Origin of the sequence: Streptomyces humidus, assembly GCF_014649655.1 — a bacterium.
In the GTDB taxonomy this organism is placed as follows: Bacteria; Actinomycetota; Actinomycetes; order Streptomycetales; family Streptomycetaceae; genus Streptomyces; species Streptomyces humidus.
Genome location: NZ_BMTL01000020.1, coordinates 102578 through 121446 on the forward strand (window position 1 = coordinate 102578; position 18869 = coordinate 121446).

15 protein-coding genes are annotated in these 18869 nt (G+C 71.0%); 6 read left to right on the top strand and 9 right to left on the bottom strand.

The window, feature by feature from the left end; translation table 11 throughout:
• The first annotated feature begins 164 nt into the window (after positions 1-164).
• Positions 165-4094: a glycoside hydrolase family 2 TIM barrel-domain containing protein gene (locus tag IE239_RS23385; protein WP_190151331.1), complete on the top strand. Its 3930-nt coding sequence runs from the start codon at positions 165-167 to the stop codon at positions 4092-4094.
• 215 nt (positions 4095-4309) lie between these two features.
• Here IE239_RS23385 and IE239_RS23390 read toward each other — a convergent pair whose 3' ends face one another.
• Positions 4310-4627: a DUF6980 family protein gene (locus IE239_RS23390; protein WP_190151332.1), complete on the bottom strand. Its 318-nt coding sequence runs from the start codon at positions 4625-4627 to the stop codon at positions 4310-4312.
• Between the two features lie 85 nt (positions 4628-4712).
• Here IE239_RS23390 and lpdA point away from each other — a divergent pair, with 85 nt between their 5' ends.
• The 4 genes from lpdA to IE239_RS23410 all read left to right on the top strand — a co-directional run bounded on the left by lpdA (position 4713) and on the right by IE239_RS23410 (position 9076).
• Entirely contained in the window at positions 4713-6125 is a 1413-nt protein-coding gene (gene lpdA / locus IE239_RS23395; RefSeq protein ID WP_190151333.1) for a dihydrolipoyl dehydrogenase, read from the top strand.
• Positions 6126-6435: 310 nt separating this feature from the next.
• Positions 6436-6939, top strand: a complete 504-nt coding sequence (locus IE239_RS23400) for a DUF7144 family membrane protein (protein ID WP_190151334.1) — start codon at positions 6436-6438, stop codon at positions 6937-6939.
• Positions 6940-7081: 142 nt separating this feature from the next.
• Entirely contained in the window at positions 7082-8572 is a 1491-nt protein-coding gene (locus tag IE239_RS23405; protein ID WP_308435410.1) for an AlkA N-terminal domain-containing protein, read from the top strand.
• Between the two features lie 9 nt (positions 8573-8581).
• A complete protein-coding gene (locus tag IE239_RS23410) occupies positions 8582-9076 on the top strand; it encodes a methylated-DNA--[protein]-cysteine S-methyltransferase (RefSeq protein ID WP_190151335.1) in 495 nt (164 codons plus the stop codon).
• Positions 9077-9102: 26 nt separating this feature from the next.
• Here IE239_RS23410 and IE239_RS23415 read toward each other — a convergent pair whose 3' ends face one another.
• Complete coding sequence (locus IE239_RS23415) at positions 9103-9600, bottom strand: NUDIX domain-containing protein (RefSeq protein WP_190151336.1); 498 nt, start codon at positions 9598-9600, stop codon at positions 9103-9105.
• The gene (locus IE239_RS23420; protein WP_229878261.1) at positions 9597-10733 is read right to left on the bottom strand and encodes an ADP-ribosylglycohydrolase family protein; all 1137 of its coding nucleotides are present in this window, start codon (positions 10731-10733) and stop codon (positions 9597-9599) included. The genes IE239_RS23415 and IE239_RS23420 overlap by 4 nt, the downstream gene beginning before the upstream one ends.
• A 210-nt stretch (positions 10734-10943) precedes the next feature.
• Here IE239_RS23420 and IE239_RS23425 point away from each other — a divergent pair, with 210 nt between their 5' ends.
• Positions 10944-12062 (top strand): glycerate kinase, encoded by a 1119-nt coding sequence (locus IE239_RS23425; protein ID WP_190151405.1) that lies wholly within the window; start codon positions 10944-10946, stop codon positions 12060-12062.
• A gap of 335 nt (positions 12063-12397) precedes the next feature.
• Here the strand turns inward: IE239_RS23425 and pssA are convergent, their stop codons facing one another.
• The 6 genes from pssA to IE239_RS23455 form a co-directional block, all read right to left on the bottom strand.
• On the bottom strand, positions 12398-13216 hold the full coding sequence (gene pssA, locus IE239_RS23430) for a CDP-diacylglycerol--serine O-phosphatidyltransferase (RefSeq protein WP_190151406.1): 819 nt from the start codon (positions 13214-13216) through the stop codon (positions 12398-12400).
• 22 nt (positions 13217-13238) lie between these two features.
• Positions 13239-13895, bottom strand: coding sequence for a phosphatidylserine decarboxylase (locus IE239_RS23435; protein WP_190151337.1), 657 nt, complete (start codon positions 13893-13895; stop codon positions 13239-13241).
• A gap of 169 nt (positions 13896-14064) precedes the next feature.
• Positions 14065-15279: an acyl-CoA dehydrogenase family protein gene (locus IE239_RS23440; RefSeq protein WP_190151338.1), complete on the bottom strand. Its 1215-nt coding sequence runs from the start codon at positions 15277-15279 to the stop codon at positions 14065-14067.
• Positions 15280-15282: 3 nt separating this feature from the next.
• Positions 15283-15789, bottom strand: coding sequence for a MaoC family dehydratase (locus IE239_RS23445; RefSeq protein WP_190151339.1), 507 nt, complete (start codon positions 15787-15789; stop codon positions 15283-15285).
• A gap of 15 nt (positions 15790-15804) precedes the next feature.
• On the bottom strand, positions 15805-16818 hold the full coding sequence (locus IE239_RS23450; RefSeq protein ID WP_190151340.1) for an HpcH/HpaI aldolase/citrate lyase family protein: 1014 nt from the start codon (positions 16816-16818) through the stop codon (positions 15805-15807).
• On the bottom strand, positions 16815-18863 hold the full coding sequence (locus IE239_RS23455) for an ethylmalonyl-CoA mutase (protein WP_190151341.1): 2049 nt from the start codon (positions 18861-18863) through the stop codon (positions 16815-16817). Before IE239_RS23455 ends, IE239_RS23450 begins: the two co-directional genes overlap by 4 nt.
• Between the last annotated feature and the right edge of the window lie 6 nt (positions 18864-18869).

Consider the following 18869-nt stretch of genomic DNA (forward strand, 5'->3'; position numbering starts at 1 on the left):
GGAACCGTGACAACCGAGTGCACCAAGTGGTGTTGCGCCGAAGAGAGTTGATATTCGGCCATCACGGCGCGTCTATGTTCGTTTATCCAACAGGAGTGGACAAGATCTGACGCACCCTCCGTCCGTGCGCAGCCGCACGGTTCGCCTTGAGGAAGGTCGTGGTCATGACCCACCCGCACGAGTCGTCCATGGACCGACCGGACCGCCCCCGGTGGGCGGAGCCGCACCGCACCCCACGGCCGGCGGTCAGCCGCCGCCGTCTGCTCGAAGGGTCGGCCGCCGTCCTCGGCGCGCTGGCCCTGTCCGCGCCCTCCGCCGCCCACCGCGCCGTCGCGGCCGACGCCGCACCCGAGTGGAACGGGCGTGTCGACGTCTTCCGTCTCGGCGCCGAGGCCCCGCACACCACGCTCATGCCGTACGCGGACCTCGGCCAGGCCCTGGCCGCCGACCGCACCCGTTCCCCGTACCGGCTGAGCCTGGACGGCGCCTGGAGATTCGCCTACGCCGACCGTCCCGGCGACCGCGACGTCGACTTCCACCGCACCGACCTCGACGACAGCGGCTGGGCCACCATCCCGGTCCCCTCCGCCTGGCAGCTGCACGGTTACGACCGGCCGATCTATGTCAACATCACCTATCCGTGGTGGGGTCCCAACGGTCTCGGTGAGGAGGCGCAGCCGCCTGCCGCGCCGACCCGCTACAACCCGGTGGGCCAGTACCGCCGCACCTTCACGGTCCCGCGCGGTTGGACGGGACGCCGGACGTTCCTCCACTTCGAAGGGGTCAAGTCCGCCCACTACGTGTGGATCAACGGTGAGCTGGTCGGTTACCACGAGGATTCCTACGACCCCGCCGAGTACGACATCACCGAACACCTCAAGCCGGGCGTCAACCAGATCGCCGTGGAGGTCTACCGCTACTCCGACGGCGACTGGCTGGAGGACCAGGACATGATCCGGCTGAGCGGCATCTTCCGCTCGGTCCATCTGTACTCCACACCGCCCGTGCACCTGCGCGACTTTCGGCTGGAGACTCCGCTCAGCCAGGACTACCAGGCGGCCGAGCTGGCGGTCACGGCGAGCGTGCGGGACTACGGCGGACAGGGCGCCGGCCGGTACTCCGTCGAGACCCAGCTCTACGACGCGGGCGGGCACCCGGTCTGGTCCCGGCCGCTGCACCAGGCCGTCGCGCTCGGCGCGGGCGACGAGACGACCGTCCGGGCAGCCAAGGCCGTGCCCGCGCCGCGCCTGTGGTCTGCCGAACACCCCGAGCTCTACACCGCCGTGCTCCGCCTGCGGGACCAGGCCGGAAAAGTGATCGAAACCCTTTCCCACCGGGTCGGTCTGCGCGAGTTCGCGCTCAAGGACGGCTTGATGCGCATCAACGGCAAGCCGGTGTCACTGCGGGGGACCAACCGTCACGAGATGCACCCCGAGCACGGCTCGGCCCTCACCCGCGCGGACATGGTCGAGGACATCGAGATCATCAAGCGGCTGAACATCAACACCGTCCGCACCTCGCACTACCCCAACAATCCCCAGTGGCTCGAACTCGCCGACGAGTACGGCCTGTACCTCGTGGACGAGACCAACCTCGAGACCCACGGCATCCGGGGCGAGTACCCGGGCGACCACGCCGAGTGGACGAGGGCGTGCGTGGCGCGTGCCCAGAGCATGGTTCACCGCGACAAGAACCACGCGTCGGTCGTCATCTGGTCCCTCGGCAACGAGGCCGGCGGCGGCAGCACCTTCACCGCCATGCACGACTGGATCCGCTCCTACGACGCCACCCGTGTCATCCAGTACGAGGGCGACGACCGCCCGGGGATCAGCGACATCCGCTCCGAGATGTACGACAGCCCCGCCCGCGTCGAGGCACGGGCCAGGGACACGAGCGACACCCGGCCGTACGTCATGATCGAGTACTCCCACGCCATGGGGAACTCCAGCGGGAACTTCAAGAAGTACTGGGATCTCGTGCGCCGCTACGACGTGCTCCAGGGCGGCTGGATCTGGGACTTCGTCGATCAGGCCCTCGAGTGGCCCACCCCGACCCGCAAGCTGTTCACCGAAGCGGGACCGGCCGCGCTGCGTGGCGAGATCATCGCCCCCAGCGGCTCCTTCACCCGCGACAGGGGCGTCCAGGGCGGCACCGTCTTCGCCCGGGACGCGCGCCTCGACCTCACCGGCTCCCTCACCCTGGAGGCCTGGGTCACCCCGGGTGTAACCGGTTACCACCAGCCCATCCTCGCCAAGGGCGACACCCAGTACGCCCTCAAGCAGAGCGGCCGGACGCTGGAGTTCTTCATCTACGGCAGCGGCCAGTGGGTCACCGCCGGCTGGACGTTGCCGGACGGCTGGACCGGTGTGGAACATCATGTGGCGGGCGTCTTCGACGCGACGGCGGGCACCCTGACCCTGTACGTCGACGGCGTGATCCGGGCCACCCGGGCCACCACGGTGCGCCCAGCGGTGAACACCGCGCCCCTGTCCCTGGCCACCGACGTCGACAACCCGACCCGGGAGTTCAGCGGCGCCGTCCGGCGGGCGCGCGTGTACGCCCGGGCGCTGAGCGCCGCCGAACTGGACGCCGCCGAGCGCGGTCCCGGCGACGACGGGGTGCGGTTCTGGTTCGACGCCGCCACCGTCTCCTTCACCGAGAGGCGACCCCGCGAGCGGACGTTCTACGCCTACGGCGGCGACTGGGGCGACAACCCCAACGACGGGGCCTTCTGCGGCAACGGCATCGTCACCGCCGACCGCGGGCTGACCGGCAAGTCCGCCGAGGTCAAGCGGATCTATCAGGCGATCGGCGCCGCGCCCACCGCCGGCCGCCCGCTCGTCCCCGGCGCGGCCGTCACCCTCACCAACGAGTACCTCTTCACCAACGTCCGTGACTTCGACGGGCGGTGGGCGCTCGTCGCCGACGGGAAGACGGTGCAGCGCGGACGGCTGAGCCGCGCGCAGCTGGACGTCGCTCCGCTGTCGAGCAAGGAGGTGGTCGTGCCGTTCAGGCTGCCGCGCGCCCCCGCGCCGGGCGCGGAGTACTTCCTCGAGCTGTCGTTCACCACCAGGGAGCGCACGAAGTGGGCGAAGGCCGGCCACGAGGTGGCCCGGCAGCAGCTGGCCGTCGACGCCGGCGCTCCCGCCGTCACCCCCGTGCCGCTTGCTGCCGTCCCGGCGCTCGGTCATCGGGACGGCGAGAAGTCGGTCACCGTCACGGGCCGGGGCTTCTCGGTCACCGTCGACAAGCGGACCGGAGTCATCACCTCGTACCGGGTCGGCGGCGTCGCACTCCTGTCCTCCGGTCCCGCGCCGAACTTCTGGCGCGCCCCCACCGACAACGACCGGGGGAACGGCCAGCACATCCGCAACCAGACCTGGCGCGACGCAGGCGCGCACCGCGTGGTGACCGAGGTGAGCGTTCGGGCGCTGCGCGACCGGGCCGTCGTGATCAAGGTGGCCGGCACCCTGCCCACGACCACGCCGTCGTCGTACACCACCACCTACACCGTTTTCGGAAACGGTGAGATCAAGGTCGACAACACGTTGCACCCGGGCGCCCCGAACCTGCCGTACATCCCGGAGGTGGGCACGCTGCTGTTCCTGCCCGCCCGCCTGGAGCATCTCCACTACTACGGCCGCGGTCCCGAGGAGAACCACTGGGACCGCAACGACGCGGCGGACGTGGGCCTCTACTCCGGCACCGTCAGCGGGCAGTGGACCTCCTATCTGCGTCCGCAGGAGAACGGCAACAAGACCGACGTCCGCTGGGTCGCCCTGACCGACGGCACGGGCGCCGGCCTGCTCGTCAGCGGCGAGCCGCTCCTTGAGGTCAACGCCTCGCACCTCACCCCCGAGGACCTGTCGGTCGGGGCCCGCCACGACTACCAGCTCACCCCGCGCAAGGAGGTCGTACTGCGCCTGAACCACCGTCAGATGGGCGTGGGCGGCGACAACAGCTGGGGCGCGCACACCCACGACGAGTACAAGCTGTTCGCCGACCACGACTACGCGTACACCTACCGGCTACGGCCGCTGACCGACGTGGCCGAGGCGACCAAGGCCTCCCGGCGGCCCACGGCAACGTCGTAGTAACCGCGACCTGCGGGAAACAGCCGTAGTAACCGCGACCTGCGCGAAACAGTCGTAGTAACCGCATTCGGCAAATGGTCAGGGGTACTGGGCACGGCCACGGGCACGGTCAGCGCTCGCCGAGCGGTGACCGTGCCTCACCCCTCACCCCTCACCCCTCACCCCTCACCCCTTCACCCCCTGTCCCTCGCCCCTCGCCCCTCGCCCCTCGCCCTTCACTCTTGCCCCCTGATCTCGCGCAGCCACCGGTCGTCCTCGAACTCGGGCGGGATCGCTCCCTCCCACGGGTCGACTCCGCGGACCTCCAGCTCGTCGAACCACCGGTTTCGCTGCGACTCGGGCAGCCGCGAACCGCACCAGGGGCAGTACCCGATCGTGATGTCCGCGTTCCCCCCGTCGTGGACGATCAGCCCGTACTCCTGGAACCTGGGCTCGAAGCGCACCAGCGCGTCCGGACACGCGAAGGGGTCGGCATGCACGGCGCACCGCCGGTCCACCTGCTTGTTCATCGCCTCACAACAGTGTTCGCTCACTCGCGCATTCTCCCCGGGGACACGGAAGAATCGGACGGGAACGACGCATCACCCGTCACGTACTCCACGGAAAAGGAAATCTCCTATGCCCGAGCAGGACGAACGCTTCGACGTCGTGGTCCTCGGCGCCGGACCTGGCGGCTATGTCGCCGCGGTCCGTGCCGCCCAGCTGGGCAAGCGCGTCGCCGTCGTCGAGGAGAAGTACTGGGGCGGCGTCTGCCTCAACGTGGGCTGCATCCCCACCAAGGCGCTGCTGCGCAACGCCGAACTCGCCCATATCTTCACCCGCGAGGCGAAGACCTTCGGCATCAGGGCCGAGGGCCAGGTCACCTTCGACTACGGCGAGGCCTACCGCCGCAGCCGAAAGGTCGCCGACGGCCGGGTCAAGGGCGTCCACTACCTGATGAAGAAGAACAAGATCACCGAGTTCGACGGCCGCGGCGACTTCGTCGACGACCACACCCTGCGGGTCACCGGCGCCGACGGGGCGACCCGCACCATCGGCTTCGACCACTGCGTCATCGCCACCGGGGCCACTCCCAAGCTGCTCCCGGGCACCAGGCGCAGCGACCGCGTGGTCACGTACGAGGAGCAGATCCTCGCCGGCGACCTCCCGCGGTCGATCGTCATCGCGGGCGCCGGCGCCATCGGCATCGAGTTCGCCTATGTCCTGCACAACTACGGTGTGAAGGTCACTGTCGTCGAGTTCCTGGACCGTGTCGCGCCCCTGGAGGACGCCGAGGTCTCCGCCGAACTCGCCAAGCAGTACCGGAAACTGGGCATCGACGTGCTCACCTCCACCCGTGTCGAGTCCATCGACGAGTCCGGCCCGCAGGTGCGTGTCACCGTCACCGGCAAGGACGGCGCCCAGCAGGTCCTGGAGGCCGACAAGGTCCTGCAGGCGATCGGCTTCGCCCCGAACGTGACCGGTTACGGGCTGGAGAACACCGGCGTGAAGGTCACCGAGCGCGGCGCGATCGACGTCGACGGCCGCTGCCGCACCTCCGTGCCGCACATCTACGCCATCGGCGACGTCACCGCCAAGCTCATGCTCGCGCATAACGCCGAGGCGATGGGCGTGATCGCCGCGGAGACCCTCGCGGACGCGGAGACCATGGAACTGGACTACGTCATGATCCCGCGCGCCACCTACTGCCAGCCCCAGATCGCCAGTTTCGGCTACACCGAGGCGCAGGCCCGCGAGCTCGGCCACGACGTCAAGGTCGCCAAGTTCCCGTTCACGGCGAACGGCAAGGCGCACGGCCTCGGCGACGCCACCGGCTTCGTGAAGCTGATCAGCGACGCCAGGTACGGCGAGCTCCTCGGCGGCCACCTCATCGGCCCCGACGTCACGGAGCTCCTCCCCGAGCTGACCCTGGCCCAGCAGTGGGACCTCACCGTCCACGAGGTGGCCCGCAACGTGCACGCCCACCCCACCCTGGGCGAGGCCGTCAAGGAGGCCGTGCACGGCCTGGCCGGCCACATGATCAACATGTAGTCCCGAACGACCGCGCCGCGCCCGGCGGGGCCCGTCACCCGGACGGACCCGCCGCGCTGGCCGCCGGCGCGCGTCCGCGATGTGCTGGCCCCCACCGGACCCACCACTCAAGGACCGCCACTCAAGGGATCCACCCAGGGACCCGCCACCCAGGGACCCGCCACCCAGGGACCCGCCACCCAGGAACCCGGGGCTCAGGGACTCGCCCCCGGGATCCGTCACACTGCCGGCCCGCGGCCCGCGGCCCGCCCCGCGCCCCGGGCGTCGTAGGCCTCCACGCGATCCGGCGCCGCCGAGAGGAGCACGCCGTATGAGCCCGACCTCCCCGGCCGGCGATCCGCACGGCGAGATCGGCACCGCCTGGTCCGTCCCGCGGGGCGGACCGCGCCGGCCCGATCCGCCCGACGGCCGCACCGGCGGCCAGACCGGCGGCCACATCGGCGGCCGGCCCGGCGACGGGGTGGTCTTCGCCGGCGTTCTGATGCTGTGCAGCGGCATCCTCGCCGTCCTGCAGGGCGTCGCGGCCGTCGCCGCCGACGACGTCTACGCCCGCGTCGGCTCCTACGTCTACGCGCTCAGCCTCACCGGCTGGGGCTGGATCCACCTCGTCCTCGGCGCCGTCGCGGCCGCCACCGGCGCCGCCCTGCTCAAGGGCGTGGTCCGGGCCCGCTACCCGGGCGTCTTCCTGGCCGCCCTGAGCCTCGTCGCCCAGTTCCTGTTCCTGCCGTACGAACCTCTCTGGTCTATCACCGTCATGGCGGTCGACGTGTTCGTGATCCGGTCCCTGACGTCGTGGCCGGAGCGGGCGGCCTGAAGGGGGCGACCTGAGGCGGGCGGCCCGAAGCGGGCGGCCTGAGACGCGCGGTCGCAGGCGGACGTCCTGCCGGTGCAGGACACGGGAGGTCGATGTCGGATTCCCGCCAGCGGCGGGGCGGCCGCGGGGCGATGCTGGACGCATGCGGAACGGGATGTACACCGATCGAGAGCGCTGTGTGCGCGCCGTGCAGTCCAAGGACGCGCGCTTCGACGGCTGGTTCTTCACAGCGGTCCTGACCACCGGAATCTACTGCCGGCCCAGTTGCCCGGCCGTGCCGCCCAAGCCGGGCAACATGGTCTTCCAGCCGAGCGCGGCCGCCTGCCAGCAGGCCGGCTTCCGTGCGTGCAAGCGCTGCCGGCCCGACAGCAGCCCCGGCTCACCGGAGTGGAACCAGCGCGCCGACCTGGTCGCCCGCGCCATGCGGCTGATCGCCGACGGCGTCGTCGACCGGGACGGCGTGCCCGGCCTCGCCGCCCGCCTCGGCTACAGCAGCCGTCAGGTGGAACGCCAACTCCTCGCCGAAGTCGGCGCGGGCCCGCTGGCGCTGGCCCGTGCCCAGCGTGCGCACACGGCGCGCCTCCTCGTCGAGACGACCGAACTGCCCATGGCGGACGTCGCGTTCGCCGCGGGCTTCTCCTCCGTGCGTACCTTCAACGACACCGTCCGCGAGGTCTTCGCGCTCTCCCCGAGCGCGCTGCGCGCCCGCGTCACGCAGCGGACTCCGCCGCTCCCCGCGGCCGCCCCGGGCACGCTCGCCCTGCGCCTCCCGTTCCGCGCGCCCCTCAACCCCGACAACCTGTTCGGGCACCTGGCCGCGACCGGCGTCCCGGGCGTGGAGGAGTGGCGGGACGGCGCGTTCCGTCGCACGCTCCGCCTGCCGTACGGGCACGGCGTCGTCGCGCTCACCCCGAACCCCGACCACATCGGCTGCCGCCTCACTCTCAGCGACCTGCGCGACCTCACCGTCGCCATCAGCCGGTGCCGGCGCATGCTCGACCTGGACGCCGACCCGGTCGCCGTCGACGACCGGCTGCGCGCCGATCCGCTGCTCGCGCCCCTGGTGGACAAGGCCCCCGGCCGCCGGGTGCCGCGCACGGTCGACGAGGCCGAGTTCGCGGTCCGCGCCGTGCTGGGCCAGCAGGTCTCCACCGCCGCCGCCCGCACCCACGCGGCCCGGCTGGTCACCGCCCACGGCGATCCGGTCGACGATCCGGAAGGCGGCCTCACCCATCTCTTCCCCACCCCCGAGGCGCTCGCCGCCGTCGACCCCGGCTCCCTGGCGATGCCCCGCACCCGGCGCGCCACCTTCACCGATCTGGTCGGACAACTGGCGGACGGCACCTTGCGGTTGGGGGTGGAGAGCGACTGGTCGCAGGCACGCGAACAGCTGCTCGCGCTGCCCGGCTTCGGGCCCTGGACGGTCGACGTCATCGCGATGCGCGCTCTCGGCGACCCCGACGCGTTCCTTCCCACCGACCTCGGAATCCGGCATGCCGCAAGGGAGTTGGGGCTGCCCTCCACCCCTGCGGCGCTCACCGCCCGCGCGGCCGCCTGGCGGCCCTGGCGGGCGTACGCCGTCCAGTACCTGTGGGCGACCGGCAGTCACCCCGTCAACTTCCTTCCCGTGTGAGGACGTTCCGTGAAACAGCACACCGTGATCGACAGCCCCTACGGCGACCTCACCCTCGTCGCGGACGACGGCGTCCTGTGCGGCCTCTATATGACCGGACAGCGCCACCGCCCGCCCGAGGAGGACTTCGGCCCCCGCGACGACAGCCCCTTCGGCCAGGCCGAGGAGCAGTTGGCCGCCTATTTCGGCGGCGAGTCGAAGGAGTTCACCCTCGAACTGCGCCTGCACGGCACCCCGTTCCAGCGCAGCGTCTGGGACCGGCTGCGGGAGATCCCGTACGGCGAGACCCGAAGCTACGGCGAACTCGCCGAGGCCCTCGGCAGCCCCGCCGCCTCCCGCGCGGTGGGCCTGGCCAACGGGAGGAACCCCATCGGCATCATCGTGCCCTGCCACCGCGTGATCGGCGCGGGCGGCGGCCTCACCGGCTACGGCGGCGGCCTGGACCGCAAGCAGCGCCTGCTGGACTTCGAGAGAGGCGCCGCGTCCGCGGGGACGCTGTTCTGACGCAGTGGGCGCGGGGAGCCGCGCGCTCAGCCCACCGGGCGGCCGTTCTCCAGCTCGGCGGTCCTGGAGCCGTCCGCCAGAGCGTCCAGCGCCGCCAGCACCCGGTGGCCCAGCGAGCCCAGCAGGAAATCGGTGAGCTCCTCGCGCGGAACCAGCCGCCACGACAGCAGTTCCGTCTCCTGCAGCCGGATCGCCCCGAGGTCGTCCTCGTCCAGGACGCCGCCGTCGTACACGTACGCCACCTGCGGCGGACGGTCCGGGCCGAGCACCCAGTCCACGGCGAGCAGCCGTCCGAGCTCGCGGTCCAGACCGATCTCCTCCAGCGTCTCGCGGCGTGCTCCCTGTCGCGGGCTCTCGCCGTCGTCGGACTCGATCGTGCCGCCGGGAAGGGCCCAGCCCGCCCGGTAACCGGGTTCGACGAGCAGGACCCGCCCCCCGGCGTCACGGAAGATCGCGGCCGCTCCGGCCAGGACACGGGGCAGGGAGGCGACGTAGGCGGCGAAGTCGCTGTGGGAAGTGCTCATCCGGGAAGGGTAGAGGGCGGTGCGCCGGCCGGTTCGCCGTCCGGCCGGTTCCCGCCGGGAAGTCCGTGCGCTCCGACGAGCCGCACGGTCCGCCGCGCCAGATCGCTGATGCGGGCGCCGTCGAAGCCGAACACCGCGCTGCGCACGGTGTCCTGCAGCGGCTCCGTCCACTGCGGCGGGATCGCCGAAGCCCCGGTGAGGACTCCGGCCACCGAACCGGCCGTCGCCCCGTTGGAGTCGGTGTCCAGACCGCCGCGCACGGTGAGCGCGATCGTGCGGGTGAAGTCGCCGTCGCCGTACAGCAGTCCCGCGGTGAGGACGGCGATGTTCGGGACGGTGTGGATCCAGCCCAGGCCCGCCGTCTCCCGCGTCATCGTCGCCAGGGTGTCCTCCCAGCTCATGCGGGTGGCGTGCAGGGAGGCGACCCGGCGCACGGTACGCGCCAGACGGCTGCCCGCCGGGACCGCGGCGAGCGCCTCGTCCAGCGCGTGGCGCACCGTCGGCGAGGTGAACGCCGCGGAGACCAGCGCCGCCGCGAACATCGCGCCGTACACGCCGTTGCCGGTGTGCGAGAGCACCGCGTCCCGGCGGGCCAGGGAGGCGGCGCGACGGGGGAGGCCCGGGCAGGTCCAGCCGTGGACGTCGGCGCGGATCAGGGCGCCGATCCACTCCTGGTACGGGTTGTCGTAGGTCGCCGTCAGCGGCGGCTTCAGCCCGGCGGTGAGGTTGCGGTAGGCGGCCCGTTCGGCGGTGAACGTCTGCAGATACGGCAGCCGCAGCAGCCACAGGTCGCCGACCTGCTCGGTGGTGAAGCCGAAGCCGTGCGTCTCCAGCAGGTCGAGTCCGAGGATCGCGTAGTCCACGTCGTCGTCGCGGCAGCTGCCGTGGACGCGGCCGCGCACGCAGCTGCGCCATTCCGGGCGCAGCAGTCGGGCGTCCTCGTCGTCGGCGGGCTCGGGGAGGTAGTCGGTGAGGGGCAGGGCGTCGGCCCGCCTCAGATAGCGGTCGATGCGGTCGCGCGTCCAGACGTCGCCCCGCTCGACCGGTTTGCCGAGCATGTTGCCCGCGATCCGGCCCAGCCAGCCTCCGAGGACGCGGTCGGCGAGTTCCGGTCCGTCGACCACAGCAGTCATTCCTCCGGTCTACCCGATTCCGGCAGGACACGCCCGGCTTCACCCGGTCCGCACACGGCCTGCGGGCCGGTCCAGGGTGCGGGCGTCGCATGACGACGGGGGCCTGGCGAGGTTAAGGTCACAGCGGCGCGACCGGCTCTGACGTGCGCGGGGCCCGGAGAGCAAGGGGATGGCAAGGTGGCGGACGCTGCAGGGCAGAGCACCCGACGGGTGCTCGTGGCCGCGGACAAGTTCAAGGGCTCGCTGACGGCCGTGGAGGTCGCCGAGCGGGTGACGGCGGGGCTGCGCCGGGCCGTACCGGACATCGAGGTGACGGCTCTGCCCGTCGCCGACGGCGGCGACGGCACCGTGGCCGCGGCGGTCGCCGCCGGCTTCGAACGCCGGGAGGTCCGGGTCCAGGGGCCCCTCGGGCACGAGGTCACCGCCGCCTTCGCGGTGCGCGGCGACACCGCGGTCGTGGAGATGGCCGAGGCGAGCGGTCTGCAACGGCTCCCGGCCGGCGTCCTCGCCCCGCTCACGGCGTCGACGTACGGCTCGGGAGAGCTGCTGCGCGCCGCGCTGGACGAGGGCGCGCGGACGATCGTGTTCGGCGTCGGCGGCAGCGCGACCACCGACGGCGGCGCGGGCATGCTGTCCGCGCTCGGCGCGCGGTTCCTCGACGCGGACGGCGAGCCGGTGACGCCGGGCGGCGGCGGCCTCGCGGACCTCGGGCGGGCGGACCTCTCGGAGCTGGACCCGCGGCTGTCGACCGTGGAACTGGTCCTGGCGAGCGACGTCGACAACCCGCTGACGGGCCCGAAGGGCGCGGCAGCGGTCTACGGCCCGCAGAAGGGCGCCTCGCCGGACGACGTCGGGACGCTGGACGCGGCGCTCGCGCACTACGCGAAGGTCCTGGAGACCGAGGTGGGGCCCAGGGCGGCGGAGTGCGCCGTCGCACCCGGCGCGGGAGCGGCGGGCGGCATCGGCTACGGGGCGTTGCTGGCCGGCGCCCGCTTCCGCGCCGGCATCGAGGTCATGCTCGACGTGCTGGGCTTCGCGGCGGCGCTGGAACCGGCCGAGCTGGTCATCACGGGGGAGGGCTCGCTGGACGAGCAGACCCTGCACGGCAAGGCGCCCGCGGGCGTCGCCGCGGCCGCCCGCGCGGCCGGCAAGGAGGTCGTCGCGGTGTGCGGGCGGCTGGCGCTCCCGCCCGAGGCGCTGGGGCGGGCCGGGATCCGGCGGGCGTATCCGCTGACCGACGCCGAGCCGGACCTCGCGAAGTGCATTTCCGACGCGGGGCCCATCCTGGAGCGGGTCGCCGAGCGGATCGGGCGGGACTTCCTGACCTGAGCCGGGCGCGGCGGGCGGCGGAACCGGGGCCCGCCGCCCGGACGACTCCGCAGGCGTGGGGCCGGCACGCACGTCTGGCAGGTACGTCTGGCACGCACGTCTGCGGTGTTGTCTTCGGTTGCCGGCTCCCCCCACGCTCGACCGCGCTCGCGTGGGGGGAGCCCCATGGCGTCGACGCCGTCCTCCCGCCGTGCAGCTGCACGCACCGGCCCCCGCTCACCGGCGTCGACGGGCCCCGTGGACGCCCTGCGACCTGATCCGGACGGCAGGCAGGCGAAGGGGGCCCGAACCTGATGGCTCGGGCCCCCTTCGCCGTCCCACGAACGTGCTCACCGCTACGGCAGCTGCGCCGCCCGGGCCTCGCGGCGGTTGCCGCGGAAGTTGTTCACCCGGCGGGCCGTGGCGAACAGCGGGATGACCGCGCCCATGACCAGCTGCAGCGCGCAACCCGTCTGGAGCAGGAGCTGACCGCTCGGGGCGTCGAACGCCCAGGCCGCCAGCAGGCCCATCGACAGGACGATCCAGGCGAGCATCGCGCCGGCGAGGCGGCCCCGCGGCTTCGGGTACTCGACCCGGCTCACCATCAGCCACGCGGTGCCGAGGATGGCCATCAGCGTGGCCGCGAAGGGCAGCTCCAGGAGCACGATCGAGACCACCGTGAGCGCGCCGAACGGTGACGGCATGCCCTGGAAGGTGCCGTCCTTGACGGTCACGCACGAGAATCTCGCGAGCCTCAGCACCACCGCGAGCAGCACCACGATCGCGCCGACCGCCGCGACCCGCTGGTGCGCGTCGTCGGCGACCATGCCGTAGACGAGGACGAAGTACGCCGGGGCCAGGCCGAAGCTGATCAGGTCCGAGAGGTTGTCCAGCTCCGCGCCCATCGGCGAGGAGCGGAGCTTGCGCGCGACCAGGCCGTCGAAGAGGTCGAAGACGGCCGCGCAGAGCATCAGGATGACCGCTGTGGCGGCGCTGTGCCGGGCCATGCCCGACTCCTGGCTGCCGGTCAGGTGCGGGATCAGGATGCCCGTGGTGGTGAAGTACACCGCCATGAAGCCGCACGTCGCGTTGCCGAGGGTGAGGGTGTCCGCTATCGACAGACGCAGAGAGAGGGGCATCTCCTCCTCGTCGTCCACCTCGTCCGCCTCGGGCACCCAGCCCGCCTGGGTCTCCGGGTCAATCACGGTCAATGCGAGTCACCCCTGCCACGGTCTTCTGCCCCACCTCGACCGCGACCTCCACGCCCTCGGGCAGGTAGACGTCGACGCGCGAGCCGAAACGGATCAGGCCGATCCGCTCGCCCTGCTCGACCTTCGTGCCCTCGGGGACGTAGGGGACGATGCGGCGCGCGACGGCTCCGGCGATCTGGATCATCTCGATGTCACCGAGTTCGGTGTCGAAGTGCCAGACGACGCGCTCGTTGTTCTCGCTCTCCTTGTTGAACGCCGGCACGAATCCGCCGGGGATGTGCTCGACCGACGTCACGGTGCCGGCCAGCGGCGCGCGGTTGACGTGGACGTTGAGCGGGCTCATGAAGATCGCGACCCGGGTGCGTCCGTCCTTCCACGGCATGATGCTCTGCACCACACCGTCGGCGGGGGAGATGACCCGGCCCGAGGCGATCTCGCGCTCGGGGTCGCGGAAGAACCACAGCATGCCCGCCGCGAGAGCGGTGGCGGGCACGGCGACGGCCTTGGCGGCGCCCGAGCGGCGGGCGCGCAGCAGGCTGACGGCTGCGGTGGCGACGGTCGGCAGAAGCCACGGCGATGCTCCGCGCGCGAGGCGTGCGCCTACCAGGCTGTCGCGGTGTGCAGAGGTTTGGCTGTGGGGCATGAATGACCTTCGTAGCGGATGATGCCGCGCTTCGACGGGGGACGGCGGCTTTCCGCGATCGTAGCGGTTCGGGGCCACAACTGGGTAAGCAAGGAAGACGAGTCGACGGCCGGAGGAAGTTGACGGGGTGTGATCTTCTTCTCGAAGAAAACACCCCCAACTCGGATAATCAGCCCTGGAACCGGTACTCCTCGAGCAACCTGCGCCCGATGATCATTTTCTGGATTTCGGCGGTGCCTTCACCGATCAGCAACATCGGGGCCTCGCGGTAGAGGCGCTCGATCTCGTACTCCTTGGAGAAGCCGTACCCGCCGTGGATCCGGAAGGAGTCCTCCACCACCTCTTTGCAGTACTCGGAGGCGAGGTACTTCGCCATCCCCGCCTCGAGGTCGTTTCGTTCTCCTGAGTCCTTTTTGCGCGCGGCGTTCACCATCATCGCATGGGCGGCCTCGACCTTGGTAGCCATCTCGGCCAGCTTGAACTGGATCGCCTGGTGCTGGGCGATCGGCTTGCCGAACGTGTGGCGCTGCTGGGCGTACCGCACGCCGAGCTCGAAGGCGCGCTGAGCGACGCCGCAGCCACGCGCTGCGACGTTGACGCGGCCGACCTCGACGCCGTCCATCATTTGGTAAAAACCCCGGCCGGTGGCCCCGCCGAGCACCTGATCGGCGGAAAGCCGCAGGCCATCCATGATCATCTCGGTGGTGTCGACGCCCTTGTAGCCCATCTTGTCGATCTTGCCCGGGATGGTCAGGCCCGGGCGGACCTCACCGAAGCCGGGCTCCTTCTCGATCAGGAAGGTCGTCATCGACCGGTGGGGGGCCGCGGCCCTCTCCGCAGGGGAGTGTCCTTCGTCACTTCGGACCAGGACGGCCACCAGGGACGAGGTCCCGCCGTTCGTCAGCCACATCTTCTGGCCGTCGAGGACGTACTCCTCGCCGTCCCTCACCGCCTTCGACGTGATCGCGGACACGTCCGAGCCGAGAGCGGGCTCCGACATGGAGAAGGCGCCGCGGACGTCGCCGGCCGCCATCCTCGGCAGATAGCGGTCCTTCTGCTCCTGCGTGCCGTGCTGCTTGAGCATGTACGCCACGATGAAGTGGGTGTTGACGATGCCCGAGACGGACATCCAGCCGCGGGCGATCTCCTCGACGCACAGGGCGTAGGTGAGGAGCGACTCGCCCAGACCGCCGTACTCCTCGGGGATCATCAGGCCGAACAGGCCCAACTCCTTGAGACCGTCGACGATCGCCTGCGGGTACTCGTCGCGGTGCTCCAGCTCGGTCGCCACCGGGATGATCTCCTTGTCCACGAAGTCGCGGACGGTGGAGAGGATCTCCTGCTGGACGTCGGTCAGACCGGCGGTCTGGGCGAGGCGCGCCATCGATCAGCCTTCCTGAAGTTCCGGGCGGCCGGGCTGCTCGCCGCCGCGCTCCTTGACGTACGTCTCGGTCGGCACCATCACCTTGCGGCGGAACACGCACACCAGCGTGCCGTCCTGCTTGTAGCCCTTGGTCTCGACGTGGACGATCCCGCGGTCGTCCTTCGACTTCGAGGGCCACTTGTCGAGCACGGTCGTCTGACCGTAGAGCGTGTCCCCGTGGAACGTCGGCGCGACATGCCTGAGCGACTCGATCTCCAGGTTGGCGATCGCCTTGCCGGAGACGTCCGGCACGGACATGCCGAGCAGGAGCGAGTAGACGTAGTTGCCCACGACGACGTTCCTGCCGAAGTCGGTCGTCCGCTCCGCATAGTTCGCGTCCATGTGGAGGGGGTGGTGGTTCATGGTGAGGAGACAGAACAGGTGGTCGTCGTACTCCGTGACCGTCTTGCCCGGCCAGTGCTTGTACGTCGCCCCGACCTCGAACTCCTCGTAGGTGCGTCCGAACTGCATCGCGCCCAGCGCTCCTTAGTTGTCGGGGATCTCGAACTTCGACGTGCGCCGCATGCCGGCGGCGCGTCCCTTGCCGGAGATGACCAGCGCCATCTTGCGGCTGGCCTCGTCGATCATCTCGTCGCCGAGCATCGCCGAGCCCTTCCTGCCGCCCGCCTCGGACGTGTAGTAGTCGTACGCGTCCAGGATCAGCTCGGCGTGGTCGTAGTCCTCCTGCGACGGCGAGAAGATCTCGTTGGACGCCTCGACCTGGCCCGGGTGCAGCACCCACTTGCCGTCGAAGCCGAGGGCGGCGGCGCGCCCGGCGACCTCGCGGTAGCCGTCGACGTTGCGGATCTGGAGGTAGGGGCCGTCGATCGCCTGGAGGTCGTTGGCGCGGGCCGCCATCAGGATCTTCATCAGGATGTAGTGGTAGGCGTCCGCCGGGTAGCCCGGCGGCTGCTCGCCCACGACCAGCGACTTCATGTTGATCGATGCCATGAAGTCGGCCGGGCCGAAGATGATCGTCTCGATGCGCGGGGAGGCCTGCGCGATCTCGTTGACGTTGTTGAGGCCCTGGGCGTTCTCGATCTGAGCCTCGATGCCGATGCGGCCGACCTCGAAGCCCATCGTCTTCTCGATCTGGGTAAGGAGCAGGTCCAGCGCGACGATCTGCTGGGCGTTCTGCACCTTCGGCAGCATGATGCAGTCGAGGTTCGGGCCGGCCCCCTCGACCACCGTCACGACGTCGCGGTAGGTCCACTCGGTCGTCCAGTCGTTGACGCGCACGACCCTCGTCTTGCCGGTCCAGTCACCCTCGTTGAGGAACTTGACGATGGTGTGCCGGGCCTCGGGCTTGGCGAGCGGCGCGCACGCGTCCTCGAGGTCGAGGAAGACCTGGTCGGCCGGGAGGCCCTGCGCCTTCTCCAGGAAGCGCGGGTTGCTACCCGGGACCGCGAGGCAGGAGCGTCGCGGGCGCAGACGGTTGAGAGGGCGTGCGGCGGAGCCGCTCGCTGAAAGGGTGGTGGCGGGCGACGGGCGGGCGGTCATGCGGGGACCTCCAGGGGGTCGAGCTTGTTCGCCTTGCGGATCTCGTCGACGATGCGGCCGATGATTCCGGTGATGTCGAAGTCTTTCGGGGTGAAGACCGCGGCCACGCCGGCGGCCCTGAGCTGTTCGGCGTCTCCATTCGGGATGATGCCACCGGCGATCACCGGGATGTCTGTGGCACCGGCCACACGCAGCCGTTCGAGGACGTCCGGCACCAGCTGGGCGTGCGAGCCGGACAGGATGGACAGGCCCACGGCGTGCACGTCCTCCTCCAGCGCGGCGTCCACGATCTGCTCGGGCGTCAGCCGGATCCCCTGGTAGACCACCTCGAACCCGGCGTCGCGGGCGCGCACGGCTATCTGCTCCGCGCCGTTGGAGTGCCCGTCCAGGCCCGGCTTGCCGACCAGGAAGCGCAGCTTGCCGACGCCCATGTCCTTCGCAGTCAGGTCGACCCTGCGGCGGACGTCGGCCATGGCCGAGCCCTCCTCCGCGGGCACGGCCACCGGCGCCGACGACACGCCCGTCGGCGCGCGGAACTCGCCGAACACCTCGCGCAGGGCCCCCGCCCACTCGCCGGTCGTGACTCCGGCGCGGGCGCACTCCAGGGTGGCCTCCATGAGGTTGGCGGTGCCCTTCGCGGCCTCCTTCAGCTTCTCCAGCGCCTTGCACGGACGCGGGTGGTTGAAGGGCGGCTGGTACCGGGTGTCGCGCCAGTTCTGCAGGGAGGCGATGACGCGGGCCTCGACCGCCGGGTCGACCGTCTGGATCGCGGTGTCGAGATCGGCGGTCAGCGGGTTGGGCTCGGTCGTCTCGAAGATGTTGACCCCGACGATCCTCTCCTGACCGGACTCGATGCGGGCCCGCCGTTCGGCGTGCGAGGAGACCAGCTGCGACTTCAGGTAGCCGGACTCGACGGCCGCCATCGCGCCGCCCATCTCCTGGATCCGCTCCATCTCGGCGAGGGACGCCTCGACCAGCTGCGCCACCTTCGCCTCGACGACGTGCGAGCCCTCGAAGATGTCCTCGTACTCCAGCAGGTCGCTCTCGTAGGCGAGGACCTGCTGCATGCGCAGCGACCACTGCTGGTCCCAGGGCCGGGGCAGCCCGAGCGCCTCGTTCCAGGCCGGCAGCTGCACGGCACGCGCGCGGGCGTCCTTCGAGAGGGTCACCGCGAGCATCTCCAGCACGATCCGCTGGACGTTGTTCTCCGGCTGCGCCTCGGTCAGCCCCAGCGAGTTGACCTGGACGCCGTAGCGGAAGCGGCGCTGCTTGGGGTCCTCGATGCCGTAGCGCTCGCGGGTGACCCGGTCCCAGATGCGGCCGAAGGCGCGCATCTTGCACATCTCCTCGACGAAGCGGACGCCCGCGTTCACGAAGAAGGAGATGCGGGCGACCACGTCGCCGAACTTGTCGGCCGGCACCTGCCCGGAGTCGCGGACGGCGTCCAGCACGGCGATCGCGGTGGACATCGCGTACGCGATCTCCTGTACCGGTGTGGCCCCGGCCTCCTGCAGGTGGTAGCTGCAGATGTTGATCGGGTTCCACTTCGGGATGTGGGAGACCGTGTACGCGATCATGTCCGTCGTCAGCCGCAGGCTCGGACCCGGCGGGAAGACGTGCGTCCCGCGGGACAGGTACTCCTTGACGATGTCGTTCTGGGTCGTGCCCTGGAGTCTGGTGACGTCGGCGCCCTGCTCCTCGGCGACGACCTGGTAGAGCGCCAGCAGCCACATGGCGGTGGCGTTGATCGTCATCGAGGTGTTCATCTGCTCCAGGGGGATGTCCTGCAGCAGCCTGCGCATGTCGCCGAGATGGGCCACCGGCACGCCGACCCTGCCGACCTCGCCGCGGGCGAGGACGTGGTCGGAGTCGTAGCCGGTCTGGGTGGGCAGGTCGAACGCGACCGACAGACCCGTCTGGCCCTTGGCGAGGTTGCGCCGGTACAGCTCGTTGGACGCCTCGGCCGTGGAGTGACCGGCGTACGTGCGCATGAGCCACGGCCGGTCCTTCTCCCGCTTTCCTTCGGCGGACTGACGCTCAGTCATCGTGAC